The following is a 23,063-nucleotide window of genomic DNA, read 5'->3' as shown; positions in this document are numbered from 1 at the left end:
AGCTCAACTCCCCTTCGCGTGGCGCCTGTTGAATGCCCATGGCAGATGTCCCCGGCTGTCGTCACGACCGTCGCGGGGCTGACCGGCGCGCGCGTGGGACTCGCCGGTGGGTGTACGGGACTCCTCGCGGCTCCGCGGCGGGCCGACGAGGTCCTCGAAGAGGGCCCGTGCCTCGACCATGGCGGCGCGCATGTCCTCCGTGTCCGTCCGGCCGTCGCCGTCCTGCCGGACGTTCGCGCGGGTACCCGCCACCGCGTGTACCCGCCGGTAGCCGTGCACGTGGTCCGCGTGGTGCACGGACAGCGCGTTGAACTGTTCCTCGTACTGCCCGCCGCCCGGGAAGCCCCGGGCCTCGGCGAGCTCGGCGAGCAGCCGGTCCGCCTCGGCGACAGCCTCCCGAGGAGAGTCGACGAAGCGTTCCTGGGCGGCCGTCCAGCGGTCCTCGTACCGCTGACGCTCCGCCGGTTCGAGTGGCTGCTCGCGCAGGGATCCATGCCGCTCCACGCGTTCGGCGAGTTCGCGCTCGGCGGCCTTCTCGTCCCCGTCGTGCCGGGCCACGGTACGGTCGTATTCGGGCCCGAAGCGTCGCTTCAGGCCCCGGCCGTGCTGCGCGCCCCGGCCACGCAGGGACAGGACGGCCGCCACAATGAGGACGGCCGCCACGATCACGATCAGAGCGATGATCAGGCCTGTTGACATGACGGCCGGGTTGCCCTGAACCGTATATTCAAACCGTCTCCGCATATGTGTACGCGACAATCCAGCCATGACCTGGACCATCACCGCGGAACATCCCGCCTCCCCCACGGCAGCGGCACTCTGGCGCGCCTACTACACGGAGGTCAGCGACCGCTACTACCTCCTCCATGAGAACCGCAGAACGGACCCGGCCGAGCTGGAGAGGGAGGTGGCGAAGGAGACCAGAAGCGACCTGACTCCTCCGACAGGCCAGTTACTGGTGGCGAGATACGCGGGAGAACCGGCCGGCACGGCGGGCATACGCCTGCGCCCCGACGGAAGCGCCGAGCTCACCAGGGTCTACGTGCGCGAGGAGCTGCGCGGCAAGGGCGGCGCGCCCCTGCTCGTCGCAGCGGCGGAGTCCGCGGCCCGAGCCCTGGGCGCGACCCGCCTGGTCCTGGAGACCCGCAAGGATCTGACCGAGGCCCTGACCCTGTACGCGAGGCTCGGCTACAAGGAGATCGCCCCGTACAGCGACGACATCTACGCGGACCACACCCTGGGCAAGCCCCTGTAGCCCCGACGGCCCGCAAGCCGCGTACGGCGGGAAGGGGACGGGGTGGGGGGTGTCCGCCCGCAGCGGCCGGCGTCCGTCACAGAGCCCTGCTCAAGCAGCCGAGCCGCCGGACCGAGGACGGACACCCCCCACCCCGGCCCCGACCCCAAACCACACCGCACGCGCTACACAAGCCCCCACCGAACCCGCAGCTGCGCCGCAGGCATCAGGGGCGCGGGGAACTGCGCAAAAACGCCCGCCCCCACCGACCCGCACAAACAACCGCTCAACCGCCGGAGGCATGCGGCTGCTCACGATCAGACCCGCACAGTTCGTCATTCAGATCCTTCACCAGCTGCGCGAGATCGGTGGGCCGACCGGGCCCCCACCAGTCCCCCAGCAGCTCCCCCAACGACGCCTCCCGAGCCGCCGCGAGCCGCGCGGCAACCTCCTCCCCCGGCTCGGTGAGCAACAGATCAAGCCCCCGCCGCGTCGCCAGCCCCCGCTCCTCCACCTGCCGCGCCGCCTCGATGATCACGCCCAGCGGCAGGGACGTGCGCTCGGCGAGCAGCGACGGCTCCACCCACCCGTACTTCCGCATCCGCAGCACCAGCCAGCTCGACGCGGGCAGCAGGTCGTACCCGGCCCGCGCGGTGATCTCCCGGTAGACCTCCCGCCGCCCCTCCCGGGTCCCGAGCACCGACAGCGCCCGGCACACCTCGTCGTACGACGACCGTTCCACGGGGTTGCTGGCCAGCGTCTCGGTCACGTCGGGTGCCGTGACCGACCCGCGCAGCCGGTCCTCCTTGAGGAACCACGCGAGCACGAACCCGAGGAACGCCACAGGCGCCGCGTAGAGGAACACGTCGGTGATCGACGAGGCGTACGCGTGCAGCGCCTCGGGCCTGAGCGAGCCCGGCAGCTGAGCGAGTCCCCGGGAGTCGGCCTCGATCCCGGACACCGAGACCCCGGGCGGCAGTTGGGCCCCGTGCAGGGCCTCGGCCAGCTTGTCCCCGAGCCGGTTCGCGAAGACCGTACCGAAGATGGCGACGCCGAAGGACGCCCCGATGGACCGGAAGAAGGTCGCGCCGGACGTGGCGACGCCGAGGTCCTCGTACGAGACGGCGTTCTGCACGATCAGCACCAGCACCTGCATGACCAGCCCGAGTCCCAGCCCGAACACACAGAAGTACAGGCTCATCACCCAGGTGGAACTGCTCTCGTCGAGCCGGTGCAGAAGCAGCAGCCCGAGCGTGGTGACCGCGGTCCCGGCCACCGGGAACACCTTCCACCGCCCGGTACGGCTGACGATCTGCCCGGACAGGGTCGAGGAGAACAGCAGCCCGAACACCATGGGCAGCATGTGCACACCGGACATGGTCGGTGAGACTCCGTGCACCACCTGGAGGAAGGTGGGCAGATAGGTCATGGCCCCGAACATCGCGAACCCGACGATGAAGCTGATGACGGCGGACAGGGTGAAGGTCCGCACCCGGAACAGCTTCAACGGCAGCACGGGCTCGGCGGCCCGCCGTTCGACCGCCACGAACGCGACCGCCAGCAGCACCCCCAGCACCGCGAGTCCGACGATCTGGGGCGATCCCCAGCCCCAGGTGTTGCCGCCCAGCGAGGCCACAAGGACCAGACAGGTGGCGACGGCGGCGATGAGGAAGGTCCCCAGGTAGTCGATGACGTGCTTGGTCGACTTGCGGGGGATCCGCAGCACCACGGCGATCACGGCCAGCGCGACCACGCCCACCGGAAGGTTGACGTAGAACACCCACCGCCAGCTCAGATGCTCGGTGAAGAGGCCGCCCAGCAAGGGTCCGAGCACGCTCGTCGCCCCGAACACCGCCCCGAACAGCCCCTGGTATCGCCCGCGTTCGCGCGGTGGGACGAGATCGCCGACGATCGCCATCGACAGCACCATCAGCCCGCCGCCGCCCAGCCCCTGCAGGGCCCGGAAGGCGATCAGCTGGGTCATGTCCTGGGACATGCCGCACAGCGCGGAGCCGATCAGGAAGATCACGATCGCGGTCTGGAACAGCCGCTTGCGCCCGTACTGGTCACCGAGTTTGCCCCACAGCGGTGTCGCCGCCGTGGACGCCAGCAGATAGGCCGTCACCACCCAGGACAGATGCTCCATGCCGCCGAGGTCGCTGACGATGGTGGGCAGCGCGGTGGACACGATCGTCTGGTCCAGCGCGGCGAGCAGCATGCCGAGCAGCAGGGCCCCGATCGAGACGAGGACGTTGCCGGACACGTGGTGTTCTCCCGTGTCTCGCACATCCTCCGTCATACCGTGCGCGTCCGCGGCCATGAAGTCCTCCCGAGCTCTCGATACCTCTCCATCGTGGTCGGTGTGACCGTTTACGGCCTGTTGAGTCCCATTGGAAGCCGATATTCCGGGGGCTTCCGAAAGTCGGCTGTGGAGGGGGTCTGCATAATCTCTGGAGTTTGCGAGGGGAGGGACGAACACATGGCGGAGTCGAACGGTCATCTGTGCCCGGAGTGCGGGGCACCGAGAGGGGCGGACAACACCCCGTCCTGCGGGTGCACCCGGCGCGCGTCGGACGCGCTGCGGGACGCGCGTACGGCGGAGGCGGCCGCGGCGGAGGACTTCGATCCGCTGCGCATACGGCCGTACGTGGAGCTGGACGACGAGAGCGCACCGGTGCCGAGGGCGCCCGCGCCGGACGCCACGATGCCGCTGCGCGTGCCGTCACCGCCACCGCCTCCCCCGAGCCCCACGGATCTGAGCCTGTTCGAGGCGGGGCGGGACTCCTCCGCACACGACTCGACGGCGGACGCGCACCCGCGCCGCACCCGACGCCGTACCGTCCTGCTCGCCTCCGCCGGGGCGGTCGCGGCCGTGGTCGCCGCGGCCGGTCTCGCCAGTGGGCTGTTCGCGTACGAGCCGCCGTCGCGGGACGAGGCGGCGCCTCAGGACGTACGGCCGGCGGTCCCGGACGCGACGACGACCGCGGCGTCAGCACCCCCGTCCACGGCCACGGCGTCCTTACGGCCGTCCTCCGCACCGCCGTCCGCCACGGCGAGCGCGAGCCCGTCGGCCTCCCCGTCCCCGTCGAGGTCCAGCGCCTCCCCCAGCCCGTCCCGGTCGGCCGGGCCCTCGGCGACCCCGACGGCGTCCGCCGCGACGAATCCGGCGGCCGGGTCCGACGCGGCGCGCGAGGCGACGCCGCCGGTGCTGCGGCGGGGGTCCGAGGGGGCGGAGGTGGTCGAGCTCGAACTGCGGCTCACCCAGGTCGGGCTGTACTCGCGCAAGGCGGCCGGGCACTACGACGAGGGGGTCGAGGACGCGGTCGCCGCGTATCAGTGGCAGCGGGGGGTCCAGGTGGCGGAGCACGGGGTGTACGACCTGGTCACGCGGGAGCGCCTGGAGTCGGAGACGAGCCAGCCGTAGGCCGTTCCCCGGGCGCGGCCCCGGTGGGGCTGGTCGCGCCCACGCGACGGCGGCCGCAGAGTCACCAGGGCCCCGCGCCCGGCAAGGCGGACGGGCGGATGGGGGGGACGGACGGACACGACCCAGCCGCGGGCGGACAGACTCGACCCAGCCGTAGACCCGCATCGCGAGCGCAGGGACGGTGGGGGTCGCGCCCCCGCGGCGGCAGCCGTACGGGGCCCCGCCCCGGGGAGATCTACCCGACGTGGATCCCCAGCGTGCCGTCGGCCCGCGCTTCCACCCTCACCTGGGTCAGGTCCCGCACCACGACGTCCGGCCCGTGCACGCCCGCGCGTGGACCGACCCCCACGACCCGCATCCCGGCCGCCTTGCCCGCCGCGATCCCCGCCCCGGAGTCCTCGAAGACCACGCACTCCGCCGGTGCCACGCCCAGCTCCGCCGCCCCCTTGAGGAATCCCTCGGGGTCCGGCTTGCTGGCGCCGACCGACTCCGCGGTGACACGGACATCGGGCAGTTCAAGACCCGCGGCCGCCATCCGGGCCGTGGACAGCGGCACGTCGGCCGAGGTCACCAGTGCGTGGGGCAGTCCTCGCAGGCAGGCCAGGAACTCCGGCGCTCCCGGTATCGCCACCACCCCGTCCATGTCCGCGGTCTCCTCCGCGAGCATGCGCGCGTTGTCCGCGAGGTTCTGCTCCATGGGCCGGTCGGGCAGCAGGACCGCCATCGAGGCGTGCCCCTGGCGGCCGTGGACGACCTTCATGACCTCGTCGCCGTCCAGCCCGTGGTGTTCGGCCCAGCGGCGCCAGATGCGTTCGACGACGGCGTCGGAGTTGACGAGGGTGCCGTCCATGTCGAGCAGGAGGGCGCGGGCGGTGAGCACGGTGGGGGCGGCGGTGGCCGTCATCGGCAGCTCCAAGACGCGGGACGTGGGGCTTCGGAGGTGTCTCCTCCGCGCCCCCCGGAGGGACAAGGCGGCCCCGCCCGCCGGTCAGGGAAAACGAGCGGGGGCCACTTTGTTTCTCCACGGTACAAAATCGGGCCGGTTCCCGCCACCACCCCCCCGGAGACTGCCCCGAGACGGCCGGGAACAGTTCACTCGCCGTTCAGCTCAGCCGGTCACGGCCTCCCACAGGCTCCACAGCCCGAGCGCCAGCATCAGCAGCGCCGCGACCTTGGTGATCAGCTTCAGCGGAACCCGCTTCATCAGGGCCTTTCCGCCGACGATCCCGAGACCGGCCACCGCCCACAGGGCGAGTACCGCGCCAAGGCCCACGGAGAGCGGGTCGTCATACCGTGCTGCGAGGTTCGCCGTCATGATCTGGGTCAGGTCCCCGAACTCGGCGACCAGGATGAGCATGAACCCGGCCCCGGCGACCTTCCAGAAGGACTGGTCCTCGGGCTTGCGGATCTCCTCGTCGCCGTCATCCTTCCTCAGCAGCAGGACGGCCGCGCCGCCGAGGAAGAGCACGCCGGTCAGCGCCTGCACGATCTGCTGCGGCAGCAGGGTCAGCACGCTGCCGGCCGCGACGGCGAGCGCCACATGCAGCGCGAAGGCGGCGGCGACGCCCGCGAAGACGTAGGAGGCGCGGTAGCGGGTGCCGAGGACGAGGCCGGCGAGCGCGGTCTTGTCGGGCAGTTCGGCGAGGAAGACGACGCCGAAGACGACGGCCGTCACGGTGAAGCTGATCAAAAGTCCTCAATCGGTCGGGCGCTGCCCCACCGAGAGTGTTCCTGCGAAACGACGCCTCGGCACGGCAGCACACAGTCAGTGCACTACTGGCCGAAGGTCTCGCTGGCCGATCCCTGAAGACCTGCCTCCGGGCGCCGGCTCAGACGAGCTGAGCAGTATGTCGACGGTCCGGCGAAGAGCTACTCCCCTTCAACGGCATCCATCGTACGTGATCGTTTCGCCATAAACCTTGTCGTGTCATGTACGCGTCATTAACTTCTCACCGTACGCACATCTCCCCGCAACACGGAGCCACGAGCATTCGAACGCTCGCGCTCCAACACCCCCGCCCCCCCAAGGGAGTTCGCATGCCGAAGTTCTACGCGCGTCGACGGCTCAGCATACTTGGCGCGCTCACCGCGCTCATAGCCTCCGTCGCGGTCCTCAACGGCCCGACCGCCTCCGCCGCCCTCCCCACCCCGGTCAGCGCGGCCACCGCCCGCACCTACCTCGCCTCGCTCACCGTGGCGACCGAGAACCGCACCGGCTACGCCCGGGACCTGTTCCCGACGTGGATCACCATCAGCGGCACCTGCAACACCCGGGAGTACATCCTCAAGCGGGACGGCTCGAACGTCGTCACCAACTCCGCCTGCACCGCCACCAGCGGCAGCTGGTACTCCCCGTACGACGGCGCCACCTGGACCGCCGCCTCCGACCTCGACATCGACCATCTGGTCCCGCTCGCCGAGGCCTGGGACTCCGGCGCGAGCGCCTGGACCACCGCCCAGCGCCAGGCCTTCGCCAACGACGTCACCCGCCCGCAGCTGATCGCCGTCACGGACAACGTGAACCAGTCCAAGAGCGACCAGGACCCGGCCGAGTGGATGCCGTCGGTCACCTCGTACCGCTGCACCTACGTCCGCGCCTGGGTCCAGGTGAAGTACTACTACGACCTCTCCGTCGACTCCGCCGAGAAGAGCGCTCTCACGAGCTACCTCGCCAACTGCTGACCGATTCCGGGCCGGAATCTCCCCGCAGGCCTCGGTCGTTCCGTACCGTACGGGGCGACGGAGGAGGATCACGTGACGGATCTGCGGGTCGGACCACTGCTCAGGTACGTCGACGGCTCGTCCGCGACCGTGTGGGTCGAGACGAGCCGTCCGTGCACCGCCGAGGTGCGCTGCTCGGACGGCACGGGTGGTGAGGCGCCCACCTTCCAGATCGCGGGCCACCACTACGCGCTGGTCCCGGTCGACGGCCTCACCCCCGGCACGGAGCGGTCGTACGAGGTGTTCCTGGACGGCACACGCGCGTGGCCGCTGCCGGACTCGCCCTTCCCGCCCTCCGTGATCCGTACGACCACCGAGGAGGCGGTAGTACGCGTCGCCTTCGGCTCATGCCGCTGGGCCGCGCCCCCGGAGGGCGAGAAGGACCCCGTGGGCCCCGACGCCCTGGACACCCTCGCCATCCGCATCGCCGCCGAGCCGGAGGGCGAACGGCCGGACGTCCTCGTCCTCCTGGGCGACCAGGTCTACGCCGACGAGACCTCCCGGGCCACGCAGAGCTGGCTGGCCGCACGCCGCGACCTGAGCGACCCGCCGGGCGACCAGGTGGCGGACTACGAGGAGTACACCCACCTCTACTACGAGTCCTGGCTCGACCCCGAGGTGCGCTGGCTGCTGTCCACCGTGCCCAGTTGCATGATCTTCGACGACCACGACGTCATCGACGACTGGAACACCTCCGCCGCCTGGGTCGAGGACATGCGCACCCTCACCTGGTGGCGGGAGCGGCTGCTGAGCGGGCTGATGTCGTACTGGGTCTACCAGCACCTGGGCAACCTCCCCCCGGCCGAGCTGGCCGCCGACCCGCTCTACGCCGCCGTACGCCGATCGCCCGACGGCACCGAAGAGTTGCGCGACTTCGCCTGCCGGGCCGAGGCCGACGCGGCCTCCGTGCGCTGGAGCTACCGGCGCGACTTCGGCCGGACGCGGCTGCTCATGGTGGACTCCCGCGCGGCCCGCGTCCTCGACGAGGAGAACCGGTCGATGCTGGACCCCGGCGAGGCGCAGTGGCTGCGCGAACAGGCGCTGGAGGACCGCTCCTCCTACGACCACCTCCTGATCGGCACCTCGCTGCCCTGGCTGCTGCCGCATCTGGTGCACGACGCCGAGGCGTGGGACGCCGCGCTGTGCCGGGGGGACCGCGGGGCGCGCTGGGCCCGGTTCGGCGAGAATCTGCGGCGCAAGGCGGATCTGGAGCACTGGGCGGCGTTCCCGGAGTCCTTCGCGGCGCTGGCGGATCTGATCGCCGAGGTGGGTTCGGGTCCCGAGGCGCCGGCGACGGTGCTGGTGCTGTCGGGGGACGTGCACCACGCGTACGTGGCCGAGCCGAAGTGGCACACCGGCGAACCGGACGCGCGCGTTCTCCAGCTCACCTGTTCCCCCGTCCACAACTCCGTGCCCTCCTACATGCGGTTCGGCTTCCGCTTCGGCTGGAGCGCGGTGGCGCGGGTGCTCGGGCGGGGGCTCGCCCGGCACGGACGCTGTGCGCGACCGCCGGTCTCCTGGCGGCACACGGGCGGCCCCTGGTTCGGCAACCAGCTCATGACGCTGACGCTGAACGGACGTTCGGCGCGGCTGCGGCTGGACCACGCGCGGGAGTCGGGCGAGGGCCGGACCCGGCTGGTGACGATCTCGGAGTCCGAACTCACCGGCGGGAGCGGACGGGCAGAGCCCCGGCTGGCCCGTGGCACTACCTGACGCACCTGACGTGCCTAACGTGCCTGACACATCGTCAAATATGGCCCTGGGCAAGGCTGTTCATGTTCGGCATGCCCACCCGCAGGTGAGTATTCGGACACACTTTCGGTAGCCCGGCGCGAGGGCGAGAGCCCTTCCACGTGCGGCTGCGGGTGAAACGGCAGGGGCGGATGAGGCAAACCGATGGCTAAATGTTGAACTTGAAAGCATAGATCAGGGACACCTAGCGTGGAGGGCCCGACTCGGTTCCCATCCCCCTGGGGCGACCCCCCTGTGGGACCGACCCGACCGAAGGAGTCCCCCACATGACCGGACGCCTGAACAGCGCCCAGCCATACGCCCTCGGCCTGTACCGCATCGTCGTCGGCCTGCTCTTCCTCTGCCACGGCGCGGCCTCCCTCTTCGGTGTCCTCGGCGGTGTCCCGGGCACCCACGGCGGCACCGTCGAAACGGGCACCTGGCCCGGCTGGTACGCGGCCGTGATCGAGCTCGTCTGCGGCAGCCTCGTGCTGCTCGGCCTGGGCACGCGCGTCGCCGCGTTCCTCGCCGCCGGGTCCATGGCGTACGCGTACTTCAAGGTGCACCAGCCGACGGCCCTGTGGCCCATTGAGAACGGCGGCGAGGCGGCGGCGATGTTCAGCTGGGCCTTCCTGCTGCTGGTCTTCACCGGGTCCGGCGCGTTCGGCCTGGACCGGCTGTTCGCGAAGCGCTCGGCGCAGGAACGAAAGCCGGCGGCCGAGCCGGTGGCCGTCTGAGGCGATCACGTACGGTGCCCTCCCCGCGTCCGTGGGGAGGGCACCGGCATGTCCGGTGCGGACGCGGCAGCCGGGTGAACATGCCGCGTCCATCTCATGAGCCCCCCGTGAATCTCCTGTCACTGCCCACGCGTACGCTGTATGGCTGTCTACGGGGGAATCACGGGGAGTCGCGGTGTTGGAGAGCCTGGGGTCAGTGACCGGCAGTCCATGGATCTACGCCATGGTCGCGCTGTCGGTGCTCCTCGACGTGTTCGTGCCGTTGTTGCCCAGCGGGGTGCTGGTCATCACGGCCGCGACGGCCGCTGCAGCGGGCAGTGCGGCGACCGGGCAGGTCCCGGACGTGATGGTCCTGATCCTCTGCGCGACGACCGCCTCCGTGCTGGGCGACCTGGCCGCGTACCGCCTCGCCTTCCGGGGTGGCGCCCGCCTCGACCGCGCGATCGCCCGCTCGCGTCGCCTCACCACCGCGCAGGAACGTCTCGGCGACGCGCTCTCCGCGGGCGGCGGGGCCCTGGTGGTCCTCGCCCGCTTCGCCCCCGCCGGCCGCTCGGTGGTCTCCCTCCTGGCCGGCACCGCCCATCGCCGAGCCCGTGACTTCCTCCCCTGGTCCGCCCTCGCGGGCCTCTCCTGGGCGGCGTACAGCGTGGCCCTCGGCTACTTCGGCGCCCACTGGCTGGGGGCGACCTGGCTGGCGACGGGGGTGTCGGTGGCGGCGCTGTTCGGGGCGGGGGCGGTGGCGGCATTTGTGATGCGCCCACGACCGGGCCAAGCGGAGGCAAGCTGACGGCGTCGCCGAGGACGACGGCGGGGGCCGGTGGGACCGCGCGGCGACACGCTCCCGCGCTCGCACACAGGTAAAGCTGATGCCGGACCCGCCCGGCGCCGGCAGGACGCACATCGGCTACGGCCCGGTGGCCCCGCCCGGCAACACAGGCAGGTCAAAGCCGAACACCCGATCTGCGAGAGCGGGACGGCCGTCGGCTACCGCCCGGCGGAGCCGCACGCAGGCCAGACCGCGCACCACCCGACCGGCGCCGGCAGGACGCACCTCAACCGCGGACCGGTGAGCACCGCGCAGCGACACGCCCCCGCGCCAGCAGGCAGGTCAGCCGCAGCGGTACCTGATCGGCGACCGAGGACATGCATCCGCTGCCTACCCGGCCGAGCCACGCAGCCCGCGTGCCCCCGGCAGGTCGAGCCGCGGCGGCGGGCAGGCCCTGTCCCGGGTCGGTCCCCGCGCCGGGGCAGCCCGCCTCACCCGGCGCTGCTCTCGGCTGGAGTCGTCCCGGGTCACCCCGCCTCGCGGCGAGCCGTTCCCCTGACTTCCAGGTCCGCCAGCAGCTCCGCCGTCGCCTCCGCGATCACCTCCACCGCCCGTTCGAAGACCTCGCGGTTGTGGGCGGCGGGGGCCCGGAAGCCGGACACCTTGCGCACGTACTGGAGCGCGGCGGCCCGGATCTCCTCCTCCGTCGCCTCCTCGGGCAACACAGGCGGACGAAGCGTCTTGATACTGCGGCACATACCGACAGTCTCCCTCCCCGAGCGGATCGGCGCTTCCGTCCGCCCGTTCCGAATGTCATGATCTCGCCGAGGCGGCCACCGACCCCGGGGCCGACCGACGAGAGGAACAACCCGACATGGCGCACGACTCCGCGCACCAAAAACGCACCGTGGCCGTCCTGGGCCCGGGCGGCACCGGCGGCCTCCTCGCCGCTCTCCTGGCCCGCGCCGGACACCGGGTGATCTGCCTGGCCGGCGACGACACGGCGGACACCCTGCGCACGGCCGGCATCCAGGTCCGCAGCGGCACCTTCGGCGACTTCACGACCCCCGTCGAGGCCGACACCGAGCTGCGCGAACCGGTCGACGCCTGCGTGATCGCCGTCAAGCACACCTCCCTGCACTCCGCCCTCGACCGCGTCCCGCCCACCGCCCTGGGCGACGGCCTGCTCGTCCCCCTCCTGAACGGTGTCGAGCACCCGGCGACCCTGCGCACCCGCTACCGCCCGGACCGGGTCGCCCCCGCGGTGATCCGGGTCGAGTCGACGAGGGTCGCGCCGGGCGTCATCGAGCACGGCAGCCCCTTCGCCGAGCTCGACCTGACCGGCGAAGGCGTCCCCCGCGAACGCCTGGACGCCCTGGCCTCCGCCCTGGCCGCCGCCGGCCCCGCAACCCGTGTCCTGGACGACGAGACCGCCGCCCTGTGGGCCAAGATGTCCTTCCTCGCCCCCTTCGCCCTCCTCACCACCCTGCACGCCCTCCCCCTCGGCGAGGTACGCACCCGTCACCGCGAGGAACTGACCGCCCTGGTCGAGGAGACCACCGCCGTCAGCGCGGCCTGCGGCGGACCCGCCGACCCCACCCGGGCCCTCGCCCGCTACGACGCCTTTCCGCCCGGCACGAAGTCGTCGATGCAGCGCGACGCGGAGGCGGGCCGCCCCCTCGAACTGGACGCGATCGGCGGGGCGTTGCTGCGCGCGGCGGACCGGCACGGGGTGAAGGTGCCCGTGGCGACCCGGGTGGTCGGGGAACTGGCGGACGCCGGCCACTGACGGCCTGGCCGCCCTGTCACCGCCCGTCCTGTCACCGCCCGCCCCGACACCGGCCGTCCCCGCGCGCGCTCTCAGCGGTCGTCCCCGCCGGTCAGGTCGAACCGCCAGTCGTTCGACGTGCTCCAGTGCCCCTTCGGGTACTCGAACTCGACCTGTCCGAGCAGCGTGAAGCCCGCCCGGCGGCAGACGCCGTTCGACGCGGTGTGCTCCACGGTCGGGAACGCGTGCAGATACCGGTGTCCGCCGGCAGCCCGTGCCTCGGCCACGACGGCGCGGGCCGCCCGCGCGGCCAGTCCCCGGCCCTGGAACTCCGGCAGGATCCCCCACCCGGTCTCCCATATCAGGGAGTCCCGCCACGCACGCTCCCAGAACCCCACCGAGCCGACGGTCTGCCCGCCGTCCGCGAGCGTGACGCGGTACATCCGCCCCGATGACAGACCGACGTACCGCCGGTGCCGGGCGGCGAGCTTCTCCTCGCTCTCCGGCCCGCCCAAGTGGGCGGTCATCTCGGGACTGTTGGTCCGCTCCAGCAGCCAGAGGTCACCCTCCGCCCAGGGCACCAGCCGCACCTGCTCCGTATCCATGCCGACCACCGTAAGTGCCGGGTCTGACAACGCCCCCGGCCTGCGGATTTGCCGAACCGGCAACAGACCTCGCGCGACATCGTCGCCGCCCCGCATGCTCGTCGTGACCCGTATCCGTACGTACGGAGGACACATGTCGCACCTCACCCACCGTCTGGTCCCCGGTCCCGCCGGCCGGATCCACCTCGTGGAACAGGGCACCGGGCCCCTCGTCCTGCTGCTGCACGGCTTCCCGGAGTCCTGGTACTCGTGGCGGCACCAGCTGCCGGTGCTGGCCGCGGCCGGATACCGCGCGGTCGCCGTGGACGTGCGCGGATACGGCCGTTCCTCGAGGCCGGAGGCGGTGGCGGCGTACCGGATGACCGAGCTGGTGGAGGACAACGCGGCCGTGGTGGAGGCGCTCGGCGAGCGCTCCGCGGTGGTCGTCGGGCACGACTGGGGCGCGACGATCGCCGCACACTCGGCGCTGCTCAAGCCGGAGGTCTTCCACGCGGTCGCCCTGCTGAGCGTGCCGTACACCCCGCCCGGCGGCCCCCGCCCCAGCGAGGTCTTCGCCGGGATCGGCGGGGAGGAGGAGTTCTACGTCTCCTACTTCCAGGAGCCCGGCCGCGCCGAGCGGGAGATCGAGCCGGACGTACGCGGCTGGCTGGCCGGCTTCTACGCCGCGCTCTCGGCCGACACAATGCCCACGTCCACCGCCGACGCCCACCACATGCCCGCCGACCCGCACTTCGTCGCACCCGGCGGGCAGTTGCGCGACCGCTTCCCCGCCGGCCGCCTCCCGGCCTGGCTCACCGAGGACGATCTCGACGTCTACGCCGGGGAGTTCGAACGCACGGGACTGACCGGGGCCCTGAACCGCTACCGCGCGATGGACCAGGACTGGAAGGACCTGGCCGCCTACGCGGGCGCGCCGATCCGCCGGCCCTCGCTCTTCCTGGGCGGCGCCCTCGACGCCTCCACCACCTGGCTGTCCGACGCCATCGACGCCTTCCCCACCACGCTTCCCGGTCTGCACGCCGCCCACCTCCTCGACGGCTGCGGCCACTGGATCCAGCAGGAACGCCCCGAGGAGGTCGGCCGTCACCTGACCGAGTGGCTGGGGTCGGTCACGAGCGGGCGGTAGCGCACGTTCACCGCGGCCCCGCGGTCGCCGCCGTCGAGGCGTGCGAGGCGGACGGGAGCGCCGCCGGGGTTCTCGAACAGCCGGATGCCGTCGCCGAGCAGGACGGGCACGATGTGCAGGTCGATCTCGTCGATCAGCCCGCGTTCGAGGAGCTGCCGGCCGATCGTGGGCGAGAAGACCTCCACGTTCTTGCCGCCGGCGGCTTCCAGGGCGATCCGGACGGCCTCGGCGGCGTCGCAGCTCAGGAAGGTCACCCCGGTGGCGGAGGGCGCGTCCTCGGGGTGGTCGCGGCGTACTCCTCGACGAGGCCGGGCCGGAACGAGAACCCCGTCATCCAGTCCATCGTGTGCCCGGGACCGGCCACGAACCCGTCCAACGACATCGTGAAGTGCCAGAGCACCTTGCCCGCGGCGGTCTGCGGTGCCATCTCCCGCGCGCGGAAGTCATCGCCGGAGCGACGACGCGCGGTGCTGCCTTACGGCCGCCCCGGCTCGCCGCGCGGCCACGGCCATGACGGCGACGGCCGTGAGCACCATGCCCGCGCCGACATAGAGCGGTGCGGTGTAGCCGAGACCCGCGGTGATGGCGAGGCCTCCGGCCCAGGCACCCAGCGCGTTGCCGATGTTGGACGCGGACACATTGGCGCCTGCGGCCAGTGCGGCGCCCTGCGCGTGGTCGGTGACGCGGGTGATCATGCCGGGCACGCCGGCGAAGCCGAACACCCCCATCAGGAACACCAGCACCACCGAGGCCGTGGCACTCTCGGCGAGCAGTCCGAACACGGCCAGGGTGACGGTGAGACCGGCCAGGACGAGGAGCAGCGTACGGTCGCGGTCGTGGTCGGCGGCCCGACCGCCGATCATGTTGCCTACGACGAGGCCGACGCCGTACACCATGAGCAGCCAGGCGACGTCCGCCGAGGAGAAGCCGCCGACCTCGGTGAACGTGTAGGCGATATAGCTGAACGCGCCGAACATCCCGCCGTAGCCGAGCGCTGTGGCCACCAGGGTGAGCCAGACCTGCCCGGACCGGAACGCGCCGAGCTGGGCGCGCAGACCGGTGGGGGGCGCCGGTTCCGTCGTCGGTGTCGTAGCGGCGCGGCCCGGCACGCACGCGATGATTCCCGCGAGCGCGAGCAGGCCGACCGCGGTGACCGCCCAGAACGCGGCCCGCCAGCCCCAGCGTTCCCCCACCAGCGCGCCGAACGGCACGCCGAGGACGTTCGCGACGGTCAGCCCGGCGAACATGACGGCCACCGCGCGGGACTTGCGCTCCGGCGCGACCAGGCTGCGCGCGACCAGGGAGCCGATGCCGAAGAACGAACCGTGGCACAGGGCCGCGACGATCCGCCCCCACAGCATCACCGGGTAGCTCGGTGCGATCGCGGACAGCAAGTTGCCGAGGACGAACAGGACCACCAGGCCGACCAGGACCTGTTTGCGGGGCAGCCGTGCGGTCGCCGCGGTCAGGACGATCGCGCCGACCGCGACGCTCAACGCGTATCCGGAGATCAGTTGGCCCGCGGCCGCCTCGGACACCGCGAAACTCGACGCCACCTGCGGCAGCAGGCCCGCGATCAGGAACTCGGTCAGCCCGATGCCGAACCCGCCGACAGCCAGCGCGAGCAGCCCACTTGGCATCCGTGGCCGTTCGACCGTCGGACTATGCACGACAATCCTCAAGATCCGCGTCCATGAACCGACCCTCGCCTCCCGGCCACGGCCCGGTCCATGGACAAAGCACCGACGACGCTTGGACGAAAGCGGGGCCGACCTCTGGGGCCAGCGTCATCCGCGTGTTCCTCCTGCCGAAAGGAGCTGGGGATCGACCCGGCGTTCGACTCACGGCGCCCGCAGCAACGGACGGTTTTCAGTCGCCCGCGAGCCTCAGCACCCTGGGCGCCCCGATCGACGTCGTCATGGCCGAACTCGCCACCCGCCTCGCCCCGATGCTCGCCGGGCCGGCGAACACACTTCCGGGCAAATGCCATTGAGATGCGGACGTAGATCGACAAGGCTCTGGGGCCATGGAGTTCTTCTGTTACCACCGTGACCGGCCCGGCTCGCTGCCCCTGCGGGAGGAGCTGACGGAAGCGCACTGGTCCTACATGGACCGGTTCGCGGACGAACTGATCGCCCGTGGGCCGACGTTCGGCGCCGACGGGGAGACACCGACCGGCAGTGTGCACATCGTCGACCTGCCCGACCCCGCCGCGGCCCGCGCTTTCGCGTTCGACGAGCCCAACTACCAGGCCGGCGCGTACCGGGACGTACTGCTGCGCCGCTGGCGCAACCTGCTGGGCCGGACCATGTGGGACTTCCCCGGCGGGCGGACCGGGGACGACCGGTACCTGGTGCTCGGTCTCGGCACGGGTGAGGCCGTCGATCTCGCCGTACCGCGGGAGAGGGACGACCTGATCGCCTACGGCCCCCTGCTCTCGGACGACGCCACCGCCTGGCTGGGCACGGCGGCCCTGGTCCGCGCCCCGGACCCGGAGCGGGCCCGAGCCGTGCTGAGCGCGGACCGGTACGCGGCCGTGGAGGTCCACGCGTGGGAGTTCGGCGGGCGACGCTGACAACCTGGATCTCGGGGCAACCGCACAGGGACCAGCCGTACGAACAAGGAGCGTCCACGCCATGGGTACCGCCGTCCACGTCCCGCAGACCCGGGACATGATCGGGGACGAGCTCTCCGGAGACGAGGCGTTCACCGCCCTGCGCCACTACGGCGGCCTGCGGCTGCTGACCGACTCCTTCGCGCGGTTCCGTTACGCCGACGGCTTCACCAACGCGCGGGCCCTCGCCTTCCAGGTGGTGCTCGGGCTGGTGCCGTGCACCGTGGCGCTGGTCGGCCTGGCCACGTCGGTGCACACGGAGGGCGTGGGGCGGATCATCGAGCTGACACTCGGCCGGATCGTGCCGGGCGCGAGCGCCGACATCGTGAAGGACGCCTTCGACGGGACGCGGCGCACCGCGCACGGCAGTGTCTGGAGCACGCTCGCCCTGTGGCTCGGTCTGGGTTTCGCCCTGCTGAACCTCGCCTCGGCCATGGGCCAGATCGAACGCGGCGCGAACCGGATCTACGGCATCGAGCGCGACCGTCCCTTCCCGCGCAAGTACGCGCGCGGGATCGTGCTCGCGGTCGCCGCCGGTCTGCCCCTGGTGCTGGGGTTCGTGGTGCTGGTCGCCGGCGAGGCCGTGGGCGACGCGGTGGCCCGGTCCGCGGGCCGGGAGGGCGGCGGGCCGCGCTGGTGGGGTGTGCTGGACCTGCCGGTGGGGCTCGCGCTGGCCTGGGTGGCCTCCGCCGTGATCTTCCGCTGGTCACCGCGGCGCGTGCAGCCCGGTTACACCTGGCTGGCCTTCGGCTCGGCCGTACATCTGCTGCTGTGGGTGTCGGCCACCTGGCTGCTCGCGCTGTACGTCGAGGAGAGCGGTGCCTTCGGCGCCGTGTACGGGCCGCTCACGGCCTTCATCGCCCTGCTGCTGTGGGCGAACCTCACCGCTGTCGCGCTGTTCCTCGGCATCGCGTTCGCCGCTCAGCTGGAAGCGGCCCGCGCCGGCATCGAGTCGGCCGTGCACCCGGACCCCGGCCCGGGTGAGTGAGGCCGGGGCGGCGGCCTCGCGGTCAGCCCTGGGCGGCGGCGGTGACCGTCGCGGGGTCCACGCCGGTCAGTTCGACGACGCGGTGCGGTGGGACGCCGGCGGCCAGGGCGCGTCCGATCAGGCCGTCCCGGCCGTCCGCGTAGTCGCGGTAGGCGAGCAGCTCCTCCTCGACCCCGGCGAGGGACTCCGGTGCCAGATGGTGGCGGACCCGGCTCAGTTCCTCGTCGCTCAGCGGCACGGGCAGCCGTTCGGCTCCCTCGGGCACGGCGGCGGTCTCCTCCGGCGGCAGCAGACGCAGGTGCGGGGAGGTCGGCGTGGTCCCCTGGGCGTCCAGCCACGCGCGGACCGCGGGGGTCTCCATGCAGGCCAGCTCACCGACGGCGGCGGGGGCCACGCCGAGCCGCGCGGACGCGTCGTCGAGCAGGAACAGGTAGGCGTCGTCGGTCATCTCGACTCCTTCTCACCAGAGGCTTCGACCTCCCAATACCCCGCCGCGCCCGGCTAATGTTCTGTTCGGCGAGTGACCGGAGAGGAGCGAGGACATGCCCGGTCCCGAGAGCGCGCGTTGACGTCGTAGGCCGTCCGGCCTGTCATCGCGTGCTGCCCTCGCGAGGTGTGGCACAGCCGGCCTTCGATCCGAGGATCCCCCGTGCCGTCCTTTTCCTCCGCCGTGTCCGATTCCGCTCGGCCCGTCCCGTCACGGCTGTGGCGGGATGGCGACTTCCGTAGCCTCTGGGTGGGCCAGACGGCCTCCCAACTCGGCGAACACACAAGCCTGTTGGTGTTGCCCCTGTTCGCCGTCCTGACCCTCGACGCCGGCGCCGGCGAGTTGGGCGTCCTGCGAGCGGTGGGGCAGGCGCCGATCCTGCTGCTCTCGCTCTTCGTCGGTGCGTGGGTGGACCGATGGCGGACCCGTACGGTGATGGTGCTGTCGGACGCCGGCCGGACCCTGGCCCTGGGCGCCGCCGCCCTGGCCGGGCTCCTCGGCGGGCTCGGCCTGCCCGCGCTGTACGTGGTCGTCTTCGCCGTCGGCGTCCTGTCCGTGTTCTTCGACGTCGCCTACCAGTCGTCTCTCGTACGGCTGGTGAGACGCGATCAGCTGGTGCGGGGCAACAGCGCGCTGGAGGGCAGCCGGTCCGCGGCGCAGATCGGCGGTCCCGCCCTCGGCGGGGCGCTGGTGTCATGGCTGTCGGCGCCGGTCGCCGCCTGTGTCGGCGCGCTCTTCTTCACGCTGTCGTTCCTGTCGATCCGACGGATCCGGCGGGTCGAATCGGTCCCGGATCTCCCAAAGCACCCGGAGCGGCGCCCGCCTCGTACCGGGCGGCGCATATACGAGGGCCTGCGGTTCGTCGTCGGCGACACCTCGCTGCGGACCGTGTGCCTGGCCTCGGCGGCCTTCCAGTTCTCCTTCGCCGCGCTGATGACCGTTCATCTGCTCTTCCTGCCGCGCGAACTGCATCTGCCGGGCGCCGTCGTCGGGCTGTCGCTCGCGGCGACGGGGCCGGGTGCGCTCCTGGGATCGCTGCTCGCCGCCCGTCTGCCGGGCCGGTTCGGTCATGGTGCGGTGCTCGTGTCCGCGGCGGCACTCGGCGACGGCGCGTTCCTGTGGGTGCCCGCGCTGCACGGCTCCTCGGCGATGACGGTCGTCGCGCTCCTCGCGGTCGGATTCGTGTTCGGGGCGGGCGGCCAGCTGGTGAACGTCACGGTGATGGCCGTCCGGCAGGCGGTCACCCCGGACGGGATGCAGGGCCGCGCGGCCGCCACGATCACGTTCGTCGGCATGGGCCTGACCCCGCTCGGCTCCCTGCTGGGCGGATACCTCGCGCAGGAGTGGGGGTTGCGCACCAGCCTCCTGGTGACGGCCGCGGGCATGCTGCTGTCACCGGTGGTGATGGCCCTGTCCCCGCTCGCCCGCCTGGGACGGACGCTTCCGGAACCCGCCCGACACGCCGGCCCCACGTCCGACTGATGCGCGCGGGACCGACCGGTCACCCCAGACCGGTCACCCCAGACCGGTCACCCCAGACCGGTCACCCCAGACCGCCGCCTCCCAGACCGGTCGCCCCCCGTTCGCATGAACCTCCTGAAGCCACTCGCCACCCAAAATCGAACAGGCGTAGCATTGTGTCGTGGCTAAGACCTATGACTTTCCGAGTGACCTCCTCGCCGGTCAGGAGGAGCTGCATCAGGTCCGGGCCGAGCTGTCGGCCCTGCTCAAGCGGCTCCCCTGGTCGGTCGCGCCTCTGGACGGCTTCAGCGACGACAACGGCTGGCGGAAGGTGGAGCGCCCGGCCTCCCCCGGCTGGACCCCCGACGAACAGGCCGAGGTGGAGAAGCTCCGGCAGCGCGAGCACGAACTCGCGGTCTTCGTCACCACCCACCGCTTCTGGACGGAAGTGGAGACCCCGGACCGCGTGGACGCCCGGACCGAGTTGAAGCACGCGTCCCGCAAGTAGGAAGCGGGCTGAACGGCGAAGGACCCCGGCCGAGACGGCCGGGGTCCTTCGTCAGGTGGGCGCGGACGGTTTCGAACCGCCGACATCCTGCTTGTAAGGCAGGCGCTCTACCCCTGAGCTACGCACCCGAGACGAGTCGACAGCCTACCTTGCCCGGGACCCTGCCCTGCAAACCCTTACCCGCGGGGCCGGCGCGATCAGGGTCGGTACGGGGGAAAACCCCACCCCCGATCCGGGAGCGACCCGGATCCCCCGCCCGGGCCCCGGTCCCTAGGGTCGAAACAGGGTCGCGGACTGCCCGCGACCGCCCGTCCAGGGCTAGATCAGGGGGAGATCATCATGGTCCGTTCCGTTCCCGCACGTGCCGCCGCCGCGGCCGGGGTCCTCGCGCTCGTCGTCGCGGGGGCCACCGCCTGTGGTGCCTCCGCCGGGGACGACAAGACCCCCGATCACAAGGCCTTCGCTCTTCAGGGCCGCACCCTGACCGTCGACTCCGACGACTCGGCGCTGGAGATCGTCGCCGCCGATTCGAACAAGGCGGGCACGATCGAGGTCACCCGCTGGTTCCAGGGGACCGTCGCCGTCGGCAAGGACCCCGAGGTGACCTGGTCGATGAAGGACGACCGGCTGGTGCTGCGGATGAAGTGCAGCGGTGTCGTGGCCGACTGCGCGGCCAAGCACCGCATCGAGGTGCCCCGGGACATCAGCGTGAAGGTCGAGGACGGCGACGGCAGTGTGCGGGCCCGGGGGTTCACCCGGCCGCTGAGCATCAGCACCGGCGACGGCTCCGTGCGGGTCACCGACTCCAGCGGGCCGCTGGAGCTGCGCACCGGCGACGGGTCGATGCGCGCCCAGGTCACCTCCCGCCGGGTCACCGCCCGCACCGGGGACGGCTCGCTCCACCTCGAACTGGGCGCCGTACCGGAGCGGGTGGAGACCCGCAGCGGCGACGGCTCCGTGACCGTCGAGCTGCCGAAGGCCACCTACCGCGTCGACACGAAGTCCGGTGACGGCGGGGTCGACGTGTCCGTGCCCCGCTCCGACTCCAGCGACCACTTCGTGTCCGCCCAGAGCGGAGACGGGAAGATCACGGTGCGAACCGCGAACTGACCGGCCCGTGTGTTCGTCCCTCACCGGTGGGAGAATGACACCGGGCACCGCCTGGACGGACTCAGCACGGGAGAGGGATGTGACGGCGACACCATCGCAGTCGTACTCGTCGTCGTCGGTGCCGCGCGCACACCGCCGGGCGCTCAGGGACACCCTCACGCTCGTCGGTCTGCCCCTGCTCGCCGCCCTCGCGCTGCCGGCCGCGTTCGCCGGCGGCGGCACCCGGCGCTGGTTCGGCGGGCGCGCGGAGAGCCAGCGGGCCGAGGCACAGGCCGCGAAGGACGCCGCAGCGGCCGCGTTCTACGAACTGGACACCGCCCAGCGGGATCTGCGCATCTCGATAGAGACCATCACCGCCGTCGACGACTCCCCCGCCGCCCGGCGGGCGGTCGCCGACTTCCAGGCGATCAGCGGACGCATCGATGAGGCCAGCCGCCACTACATCGACGCCGTCGACGCCCATGACCTCGACCGGGACGACCTGGAGGCGTCGGTCGCCGCACACGCGCGGACCGAGCTCACCCGGGCCAAGGACGAGCTCGGCAACGTCAAGAAGGAGCTGGACCGCTTCGGCGACAGCCTCGGCCCGCTGCTCGACAAGGCCGAGACCCGGCTGGCCCGCCTCGCCCCGGCCGTGGAGCGGGCCCGACAGGGGCTGCTGGCCGCCTCCAACGCCCTGGACGCGGTACGGGAGTCGGGGCTGAGGGCGGACGACCTCGCCGCCCGGCTCGCCACCCTCGGCCCCGAACTGACCAAACTGAACCAGGGTGCCGGGCAGCACGGCGTGGCGCAGACCCTGGAGCGCGCCGAACTGGTCGCGCGGGAGGCCGAGTCGATCCGGGTCGAGGCCGAGCGGCTGCCGGAGCGGGCCGCGGAGATCGACCACCGGCTGGTCTCCCTGCGCACCCGCGCCGAGGCCCTCACCACCCGGGCGGGCCAGGTCGATCCGGTCCTCAGCGAGTTGCGCCGCCGGTTCACCGCCGCCTGCTGGCAGGACCTCCAGCACGTCCCGGACCAGGCCGCGGAGAACGTCCGGCAGGCCGAGCAGAAGCTCCGTGAGGCCCGCGTCGCACGCGACGAACAGCGCTGGCCCGACGCGACCTCGCTGCTCTCCACGGTCCGCGCTCTGCTCAACACCACCGACGAGTCCGTGTCCGCCGCCGGCGACCGGCTGCGCCGGCTGAACGCCGTACAGAAGGACCCCCAGCAGGAGATCGACCGCACCCGCTTCGCCCTCCGTGACGCCCAGCGCCTCGCCATGACCGGCCGCACCACCCCCGACCCACGGCACGCGCGCCCGCTGGACGACTCGGTGGCCCGCCTGGACCGGGCGGTCGCCACCCTGGAGGGCCGCCACCCCGACTACTGGCACTTCCTCACCGAGACGGAAGCGGTACGGCAGACGGTGGCCCGGGTGGTCGCGCAGATCCGTGAGGAGCGCGGGGCCGCGCACTAGAACTGCTCGTCAACTACTCGCGAGCAGGCGATTGAATCTCGCACGAACTAGACAAATCACCCTTTTTTGCATAGATCGCCCCAATACGGTGACATGGACTGAGACCGCATATCTCTCACAAAGGAGATGTTGGTATGTCCTCCACCGAATTCCAGCTCGAGGACCTCACCGAGGTTCCCGGCACCGACGTCGAAGCGGCTCTCGACCCCGTCGAGGCCGACGGCTACTACCGCGACAGCCGCCAGTGCGCGGCGCTTGCTCTGACGTCTTCGTCGAGCAACCTCCTGCTGTCGCCTCCGACGCCACGGCCGAAGAAGGGCTGACGGG

Annotated in this window: 25 protein-coding genes and 1 tRNA gene; 15 read left to right on the top strand and 11 right to left on the bottom strand. The window is 71.9% G+C overall.

What is annotated here, in order from left to right:
• Positions 1 to 3: 3 nt before the first annotated feature.
• The gene (locus D1369_RS28775; protein ID WP_007381685.1) at positions 4 to 699 is read right to left on the bottom strand and encodes a hypothetical protein; all 696 of its coding nucleotides are present in this window, start codon (positions 697 to 699) and stop codon (positions 4 to 6) included.
• Between the two features lie 67 nt (positions 700 to 766).
• On the opposite strand from D1369_RS28775, the gene D1369_RS28770 reads away from it, so the two are divergent.
• Complete coding sequence (locus D1369_RS28770) at positions 767 to 1,255, top strand: GNAT family N-acetyltransferase (protein ID WP_007381686.1); 489 nt, start codon at positions 767 to 769, stop codon at positions 1,253 to 1,255.
• A gap of 265 nt (positions 1,256 to 1,520) precedes the next feature.
• Here the strand turns inward: D1369_RS28770 and D1369_RS28765 are convergent, their stop codons facing one another.
• Positions 1,521 to 3,554: an MDR family MFS transporter gene (locus tag D1369_RS28765; protein WP_118082674.1), complete on the bottom strand. Its 2,034-nt coding sequence runs from the start codon at positions 3,552 to 3,554 to the stop codon at positions 1,521 to 1,523.
• Between the two features lie 159 nt (positions 3,555 to 3,713).
• Between D1369_RS28765 and D1369_RS28760 the strand changes: the two genes are divergently transcribed.
• Positions 3,714 to 4,658: a peptidoglycan-binding domain-containing protein gene (locus D1369_RS28760; protein WP_037899836.1), complete on the top strand. Its 945-nt coding sequence runs from the start codon at positions 3,714 to 3,716 to the stop codon at positions 4,656 to 4,658.
• 235 nt (positions 4,659 to 4,893) lie between these two features.
• Here the strand turns inward: D1369_RS28760 and D1369_RS28755 are convergent, their stop codons facing one another.
• Positions 4,894 to 5,562, bottom strand: coding sequence for an HAD-IA family hydrolase (locus D1369_RS28755; protein ID WP_007381689.1), 669 nt, complete (start codon positions 5,560 to 5,562; stop codon positions 4,894 to 4,896).
• 204 nt (positions 5,563 to 5,766) lie between these two features.
• Positions 5,767 to 6,348, bottom strand: coding sequence for a TMEM165/GDT1 family protein (locus D1369_RS28750; protein WP_007381690.1), 582 nt, complete (start codon positions 6,346 to 6,348; stop codon positions 5,767 to 5,769).
• Positions 6,349 to 6,695: 347 nt separating this feature from the next.
• Between D1369_RS28750 and D1369_RS28745 the strand changes: the two genes are divergently transcribed.
• The 4 genes from D1369_RS28745 to D1369_RS28730 all read left to right on the top strand — a co-directional run bounded on the left by D1369_RS28745 (position 6,696) and on the right by D1369_RS28730 (position 10,634).
• On the top strand, positions 6,696 to 7,340 hold the full coding sequence (locus D1369_RS28745) for an HNH endonuclease family protein (RefSeq protein WP_007381691.1): 645 nt from the start codon (positions 6,696 to 6,698) through the stop codon (positions 7,338 to 7,340).
• Between the two features lie 72 nt (positions 7,341 to 7,412).
• Complete coding sequence (locus tag D1369_RS28740; protein WP_007381692.1) at positions 7,413 to 9,092, top strand: alkaline phosphatase D family protein; 1,680 nt, start codon at positions 7,413 to 7,415, stop codon at positions 9,090 to 9,092.
• 305 nt (positions 9,093 to 9,397) lie between these two features.
• The gene (locus D1369_RS28735; protein WP_007381693.1) at positions 9,398 to 9,847 is read left to right on the top strand and encodes a DoxX family protein; all 450 of its coding nucleotides are present in this window, start codon (positions 9,398 to 9,400) and stop codon (positions 9,845 to 9,847) included.
• A gap of 223 nt (positions 9,848 to 10,070) precedes the next feature.
• Positions 10,071 to 10,634 carry a VTT domain-containing protein gene (locus D1369_RS28730; RefSeq protein ID WP_086023250.1) on the top strand — a complete coding sequence of 188 codons (564 nt, stop codon included), beginning with the start codon at positions 10,071 to 10,073 and terminating at the stop codon, positions 10,632 to 10,634.
• 506 nt (positions 10,635 to 11,140) lie between these two features.
• Here the strand turns inward: D1369_RS28730 and D1369_RS28725 are convergent.
• Positions 11,141 to 11,371 (bottom strand): DUF2277 domain-containing protein, encoded by a 231-nt coding sequence (locus tag D1369_RS28725; protein WP_007381695.1) that lies wholly within the window; start codon positions 11,369 to 11,371, stop codon positions 11,141 to 11,143.
• Between the two features lie 116 nt (positions 11,372 to 11,487).
• On the opposite strand from D1369_RS28725, the gene D1369_RS28720 reads away from it, so the two are divergent.
• Positions 11,488 to 12,402 (top strand): 2-dehydropantoate 2-reductase, encoded by a 915-nt coding sequence (locus D1369_RS28720; protein ID WP_007381696.1) that lies wholly within the window; start codon positions 11,488 to 11,490, stop codon positions 12,400 to 12,402.
• Positions 12,403 to 12,473: 71 nt separating this feature from the next.
• Here D1369_RS28720 and D1369_RS28715 read toward each other — a convergent pair whose 3' ends face one another.
• Positions 12,474 to 12,986 (bottom strand): GNAT family protein, encoded by a 513-nt coding sequence (locus D1369_RS28715; protein WP_037899840.1) that lies wholly within the window; start codon positions 12,984 to 12,986, stop codon positions 12,474 to 12,476.
• Positions 12,987 to 13,119: 133 nt separating this feature from the next.
• Here D1369_RS28715 and D1369_RS28710 point away from each other — a divergent pair, with 133 nt between their 5' ends.
• Positions 13,120 to 14,112 carry an alpha/beta hydrolase gene (locus D1369_RS28710; RefSeq protein WP_037899842.1) on the top strand — a complete coding sequence of 331 codons (993 nt, stop codon included), beginning with the start codon at positions 13,120 to 13,122 and terminating at the stop codon, positions 14,110 to 14,112.
• Here D1369_RS28710 and D1369_RS43450 read toward each other — a convergent pair.
• From D1369_RS43450 to D1369_RS28700, 3 genes are read right to left on the bottom strand one after another with little or no spacing between them, the layout of a single operon-like run.
• Complete coding sequence (locus D1369_RS43450) at positions 14,070 to 14,366, bottom strand: dihydrofolate reductase family protein (protein ID WP_007381699.1); 297 nt, start codon at positions 14,364 to 14,366, stop codon at positions 14,070 to 14,072. The genes D1369_RS28710 and D1369_RS43450 overlap by 43 nt on opposite strands.
• On the bottom strand, positions 14,363 to 14,539 hold the full coding sequence (locus D1369_RS43445) for a hypothetical protein (RefSeq protein WP_007381700.1): 177 nt from the start codon (positions 14,537 to 14,539) through the stop codon (positions 14,363 to 14,365). The genes D1369_RS43450 and D1369_RS43445 overlap by 4 nt, the downstream gene beginning before the upstream one ends.
• 16 nt (positions 14,540 to 14,555) lie before the next feature.
• A complete protein-coding gene (locus tag D1369_RS28700) occupies positions 14,556 to 15,752 on the bottom strand; it encodes an MFS transporter (RefSeq protein WP_037899843.1) in 1,197 nt (398 codons plus the stop codon).
• Between the two features lie 386 nt (positions 15,753 to 16,138).
• On the opposite strand from D1369_RS28700, the gene D1369_RS28695 reads away from it, so the two are divergent.
• Together D1369_RS28695 and D1369_RS28690 are read left to right on the top strand one after the other, a co-directional pair.
• On the top strand, positions 16,139 to 16,687 hold the full coding sequence (locus tag D1369_RS28695) for a YciI family protein (protein ID WP_007381703.1): 549 nt from the start codon (positions 16,139 to 16,141) through the stop codon (positions 16,685 to 16,687).
• A 61-nt stretch (positions 16,688 to 16,748) separates the two neighbouring features.
• Positions 16,749 to 17,714, top strand: coding sequence for a YihY/virulence factor BrkB family protein (locus D1369_RS28690; RefSeq protein ID WP_007381704.1), 966 nt, complete (start codon positions 16,749 to 16,751; stop codon positions 17,712 to 17,714).
• A 22-nt stretch (positions 17,715 to 17,736) separates the two neighbouring features.
• Here the strand turns inward: D1369_RS28690 and D1369_RS28685 are convergent, their stop codons facing one another.
• Positions 17,737 to 18,162, bottom strand: coding sequence for a DUF6003 family protein (locus tag D1369_RS28685; RefSeq protein WP_007381705.1), 426 nt, complete (start codon positions 18,160 to 18,162; stop codon positions 17,737 to 17,739).
• Between the two features lie 201 nt (positions 18,163 to 18,363).
• On the opposite strand from D1369_RS28685, the gene D1369_RS28680 reads away from it, so the two are divergent.
• On the top strand, positions 18,364 to 19,683 hold the full coding sequence (locus D1369_RS28680) for an MFS transporter (RefSeq protein WP_082319387.1): 1,320 nt from the start codon (positions 18,364 to 18,366) through the stop codon (positions 19,681 to 19,683).
• Positions 19,684 to 19,843: 160 nt separating this feature from the next.
• The gene (locus D1369_RS28675; protein WP_007381707.1) at positions 19,844 to 20,170 is read left to right on the top strand and encodes a hypothetical protein; all 327 of its coding nucleotides are present in this window, start codon (positions 19,844 to 19,846) and stop codon (positions 20,168 to 20,170) included.
• Between the two features lie 56 nt (positions 20,171 to 20,226).
• Here D1369_RS28675 and D1369_RS28670 read toward each other — a convergent pair.
• A tRNA-Val gene (locus D1369_RS28670) sits at positions 20,227 to 20,298 on the bottom strand.
• A 211-nt stretch (positions 20,299 to 20,509) separates the two neighbouring features.
• Between D1369_RS28670 and D1369_RS28665 the strand changes: the two genes are divergently transcribed.
• From D1369_RS28665 to D1369_RS28655, 3 genes are all read left to right on the top strand, one after another.
• Positions 20,510 to 21,280 carry a DUF4097 family beta strand repeat-containing protein gene (locus D1369_RS28665; protein ID WP_007381708.1) on the top strand — a complete coding sequence of 257 codons (771 nt, stop codon included), beginning with the start codon at positions 20,510 to 20,512 and terminating at the stop codon, positions 21,278 to 21,280.
• 79 nt (positions 21,281 to 21,359) lie between these two features.
• The gene (locus D1369_RS43440; RefSeq protein WP_037899845.1) at positions 21,360 to 22,736 is read left to right on the top strand and encodes a hypothetical protein; all 1,377 of its coding nucleotides are present in this window, start codon (positions 21,360 to 21,362) and stop codon (positions 22,734 to 22,736) included.
• A gap of 134 nt (positions 22,737 to 22,870) precedes the next feature.
• Positions 22,871 to 23,059: a hypothetical protein gene (locus D1369_RS28655; RefSeq protein ID WP_007381710.1), complete on the top strand. Its 189-nt coding sequence runs from the start codon at positions 22,871 to 22,873 to the stop codon at positions 23,057 to 23,059.
• Positions 23,060 to 23,063 lie beyond the last annotated feature (4 nt).

This window comes from Streptomyces sp. CC0208, from assembly GCF_003443735.1.
Lineage (GTDB): Bacteria > Actinomycetota > Actinomycetes > Streptomycetales > Streptomycetaceae > Streptomyces > Streptomyces sviceus.
The sequence above is the reverse complement of the archived record's forward strand: the minus strand, read 5'-3'. Positions and strand labels throughout refer to the sequence as shown.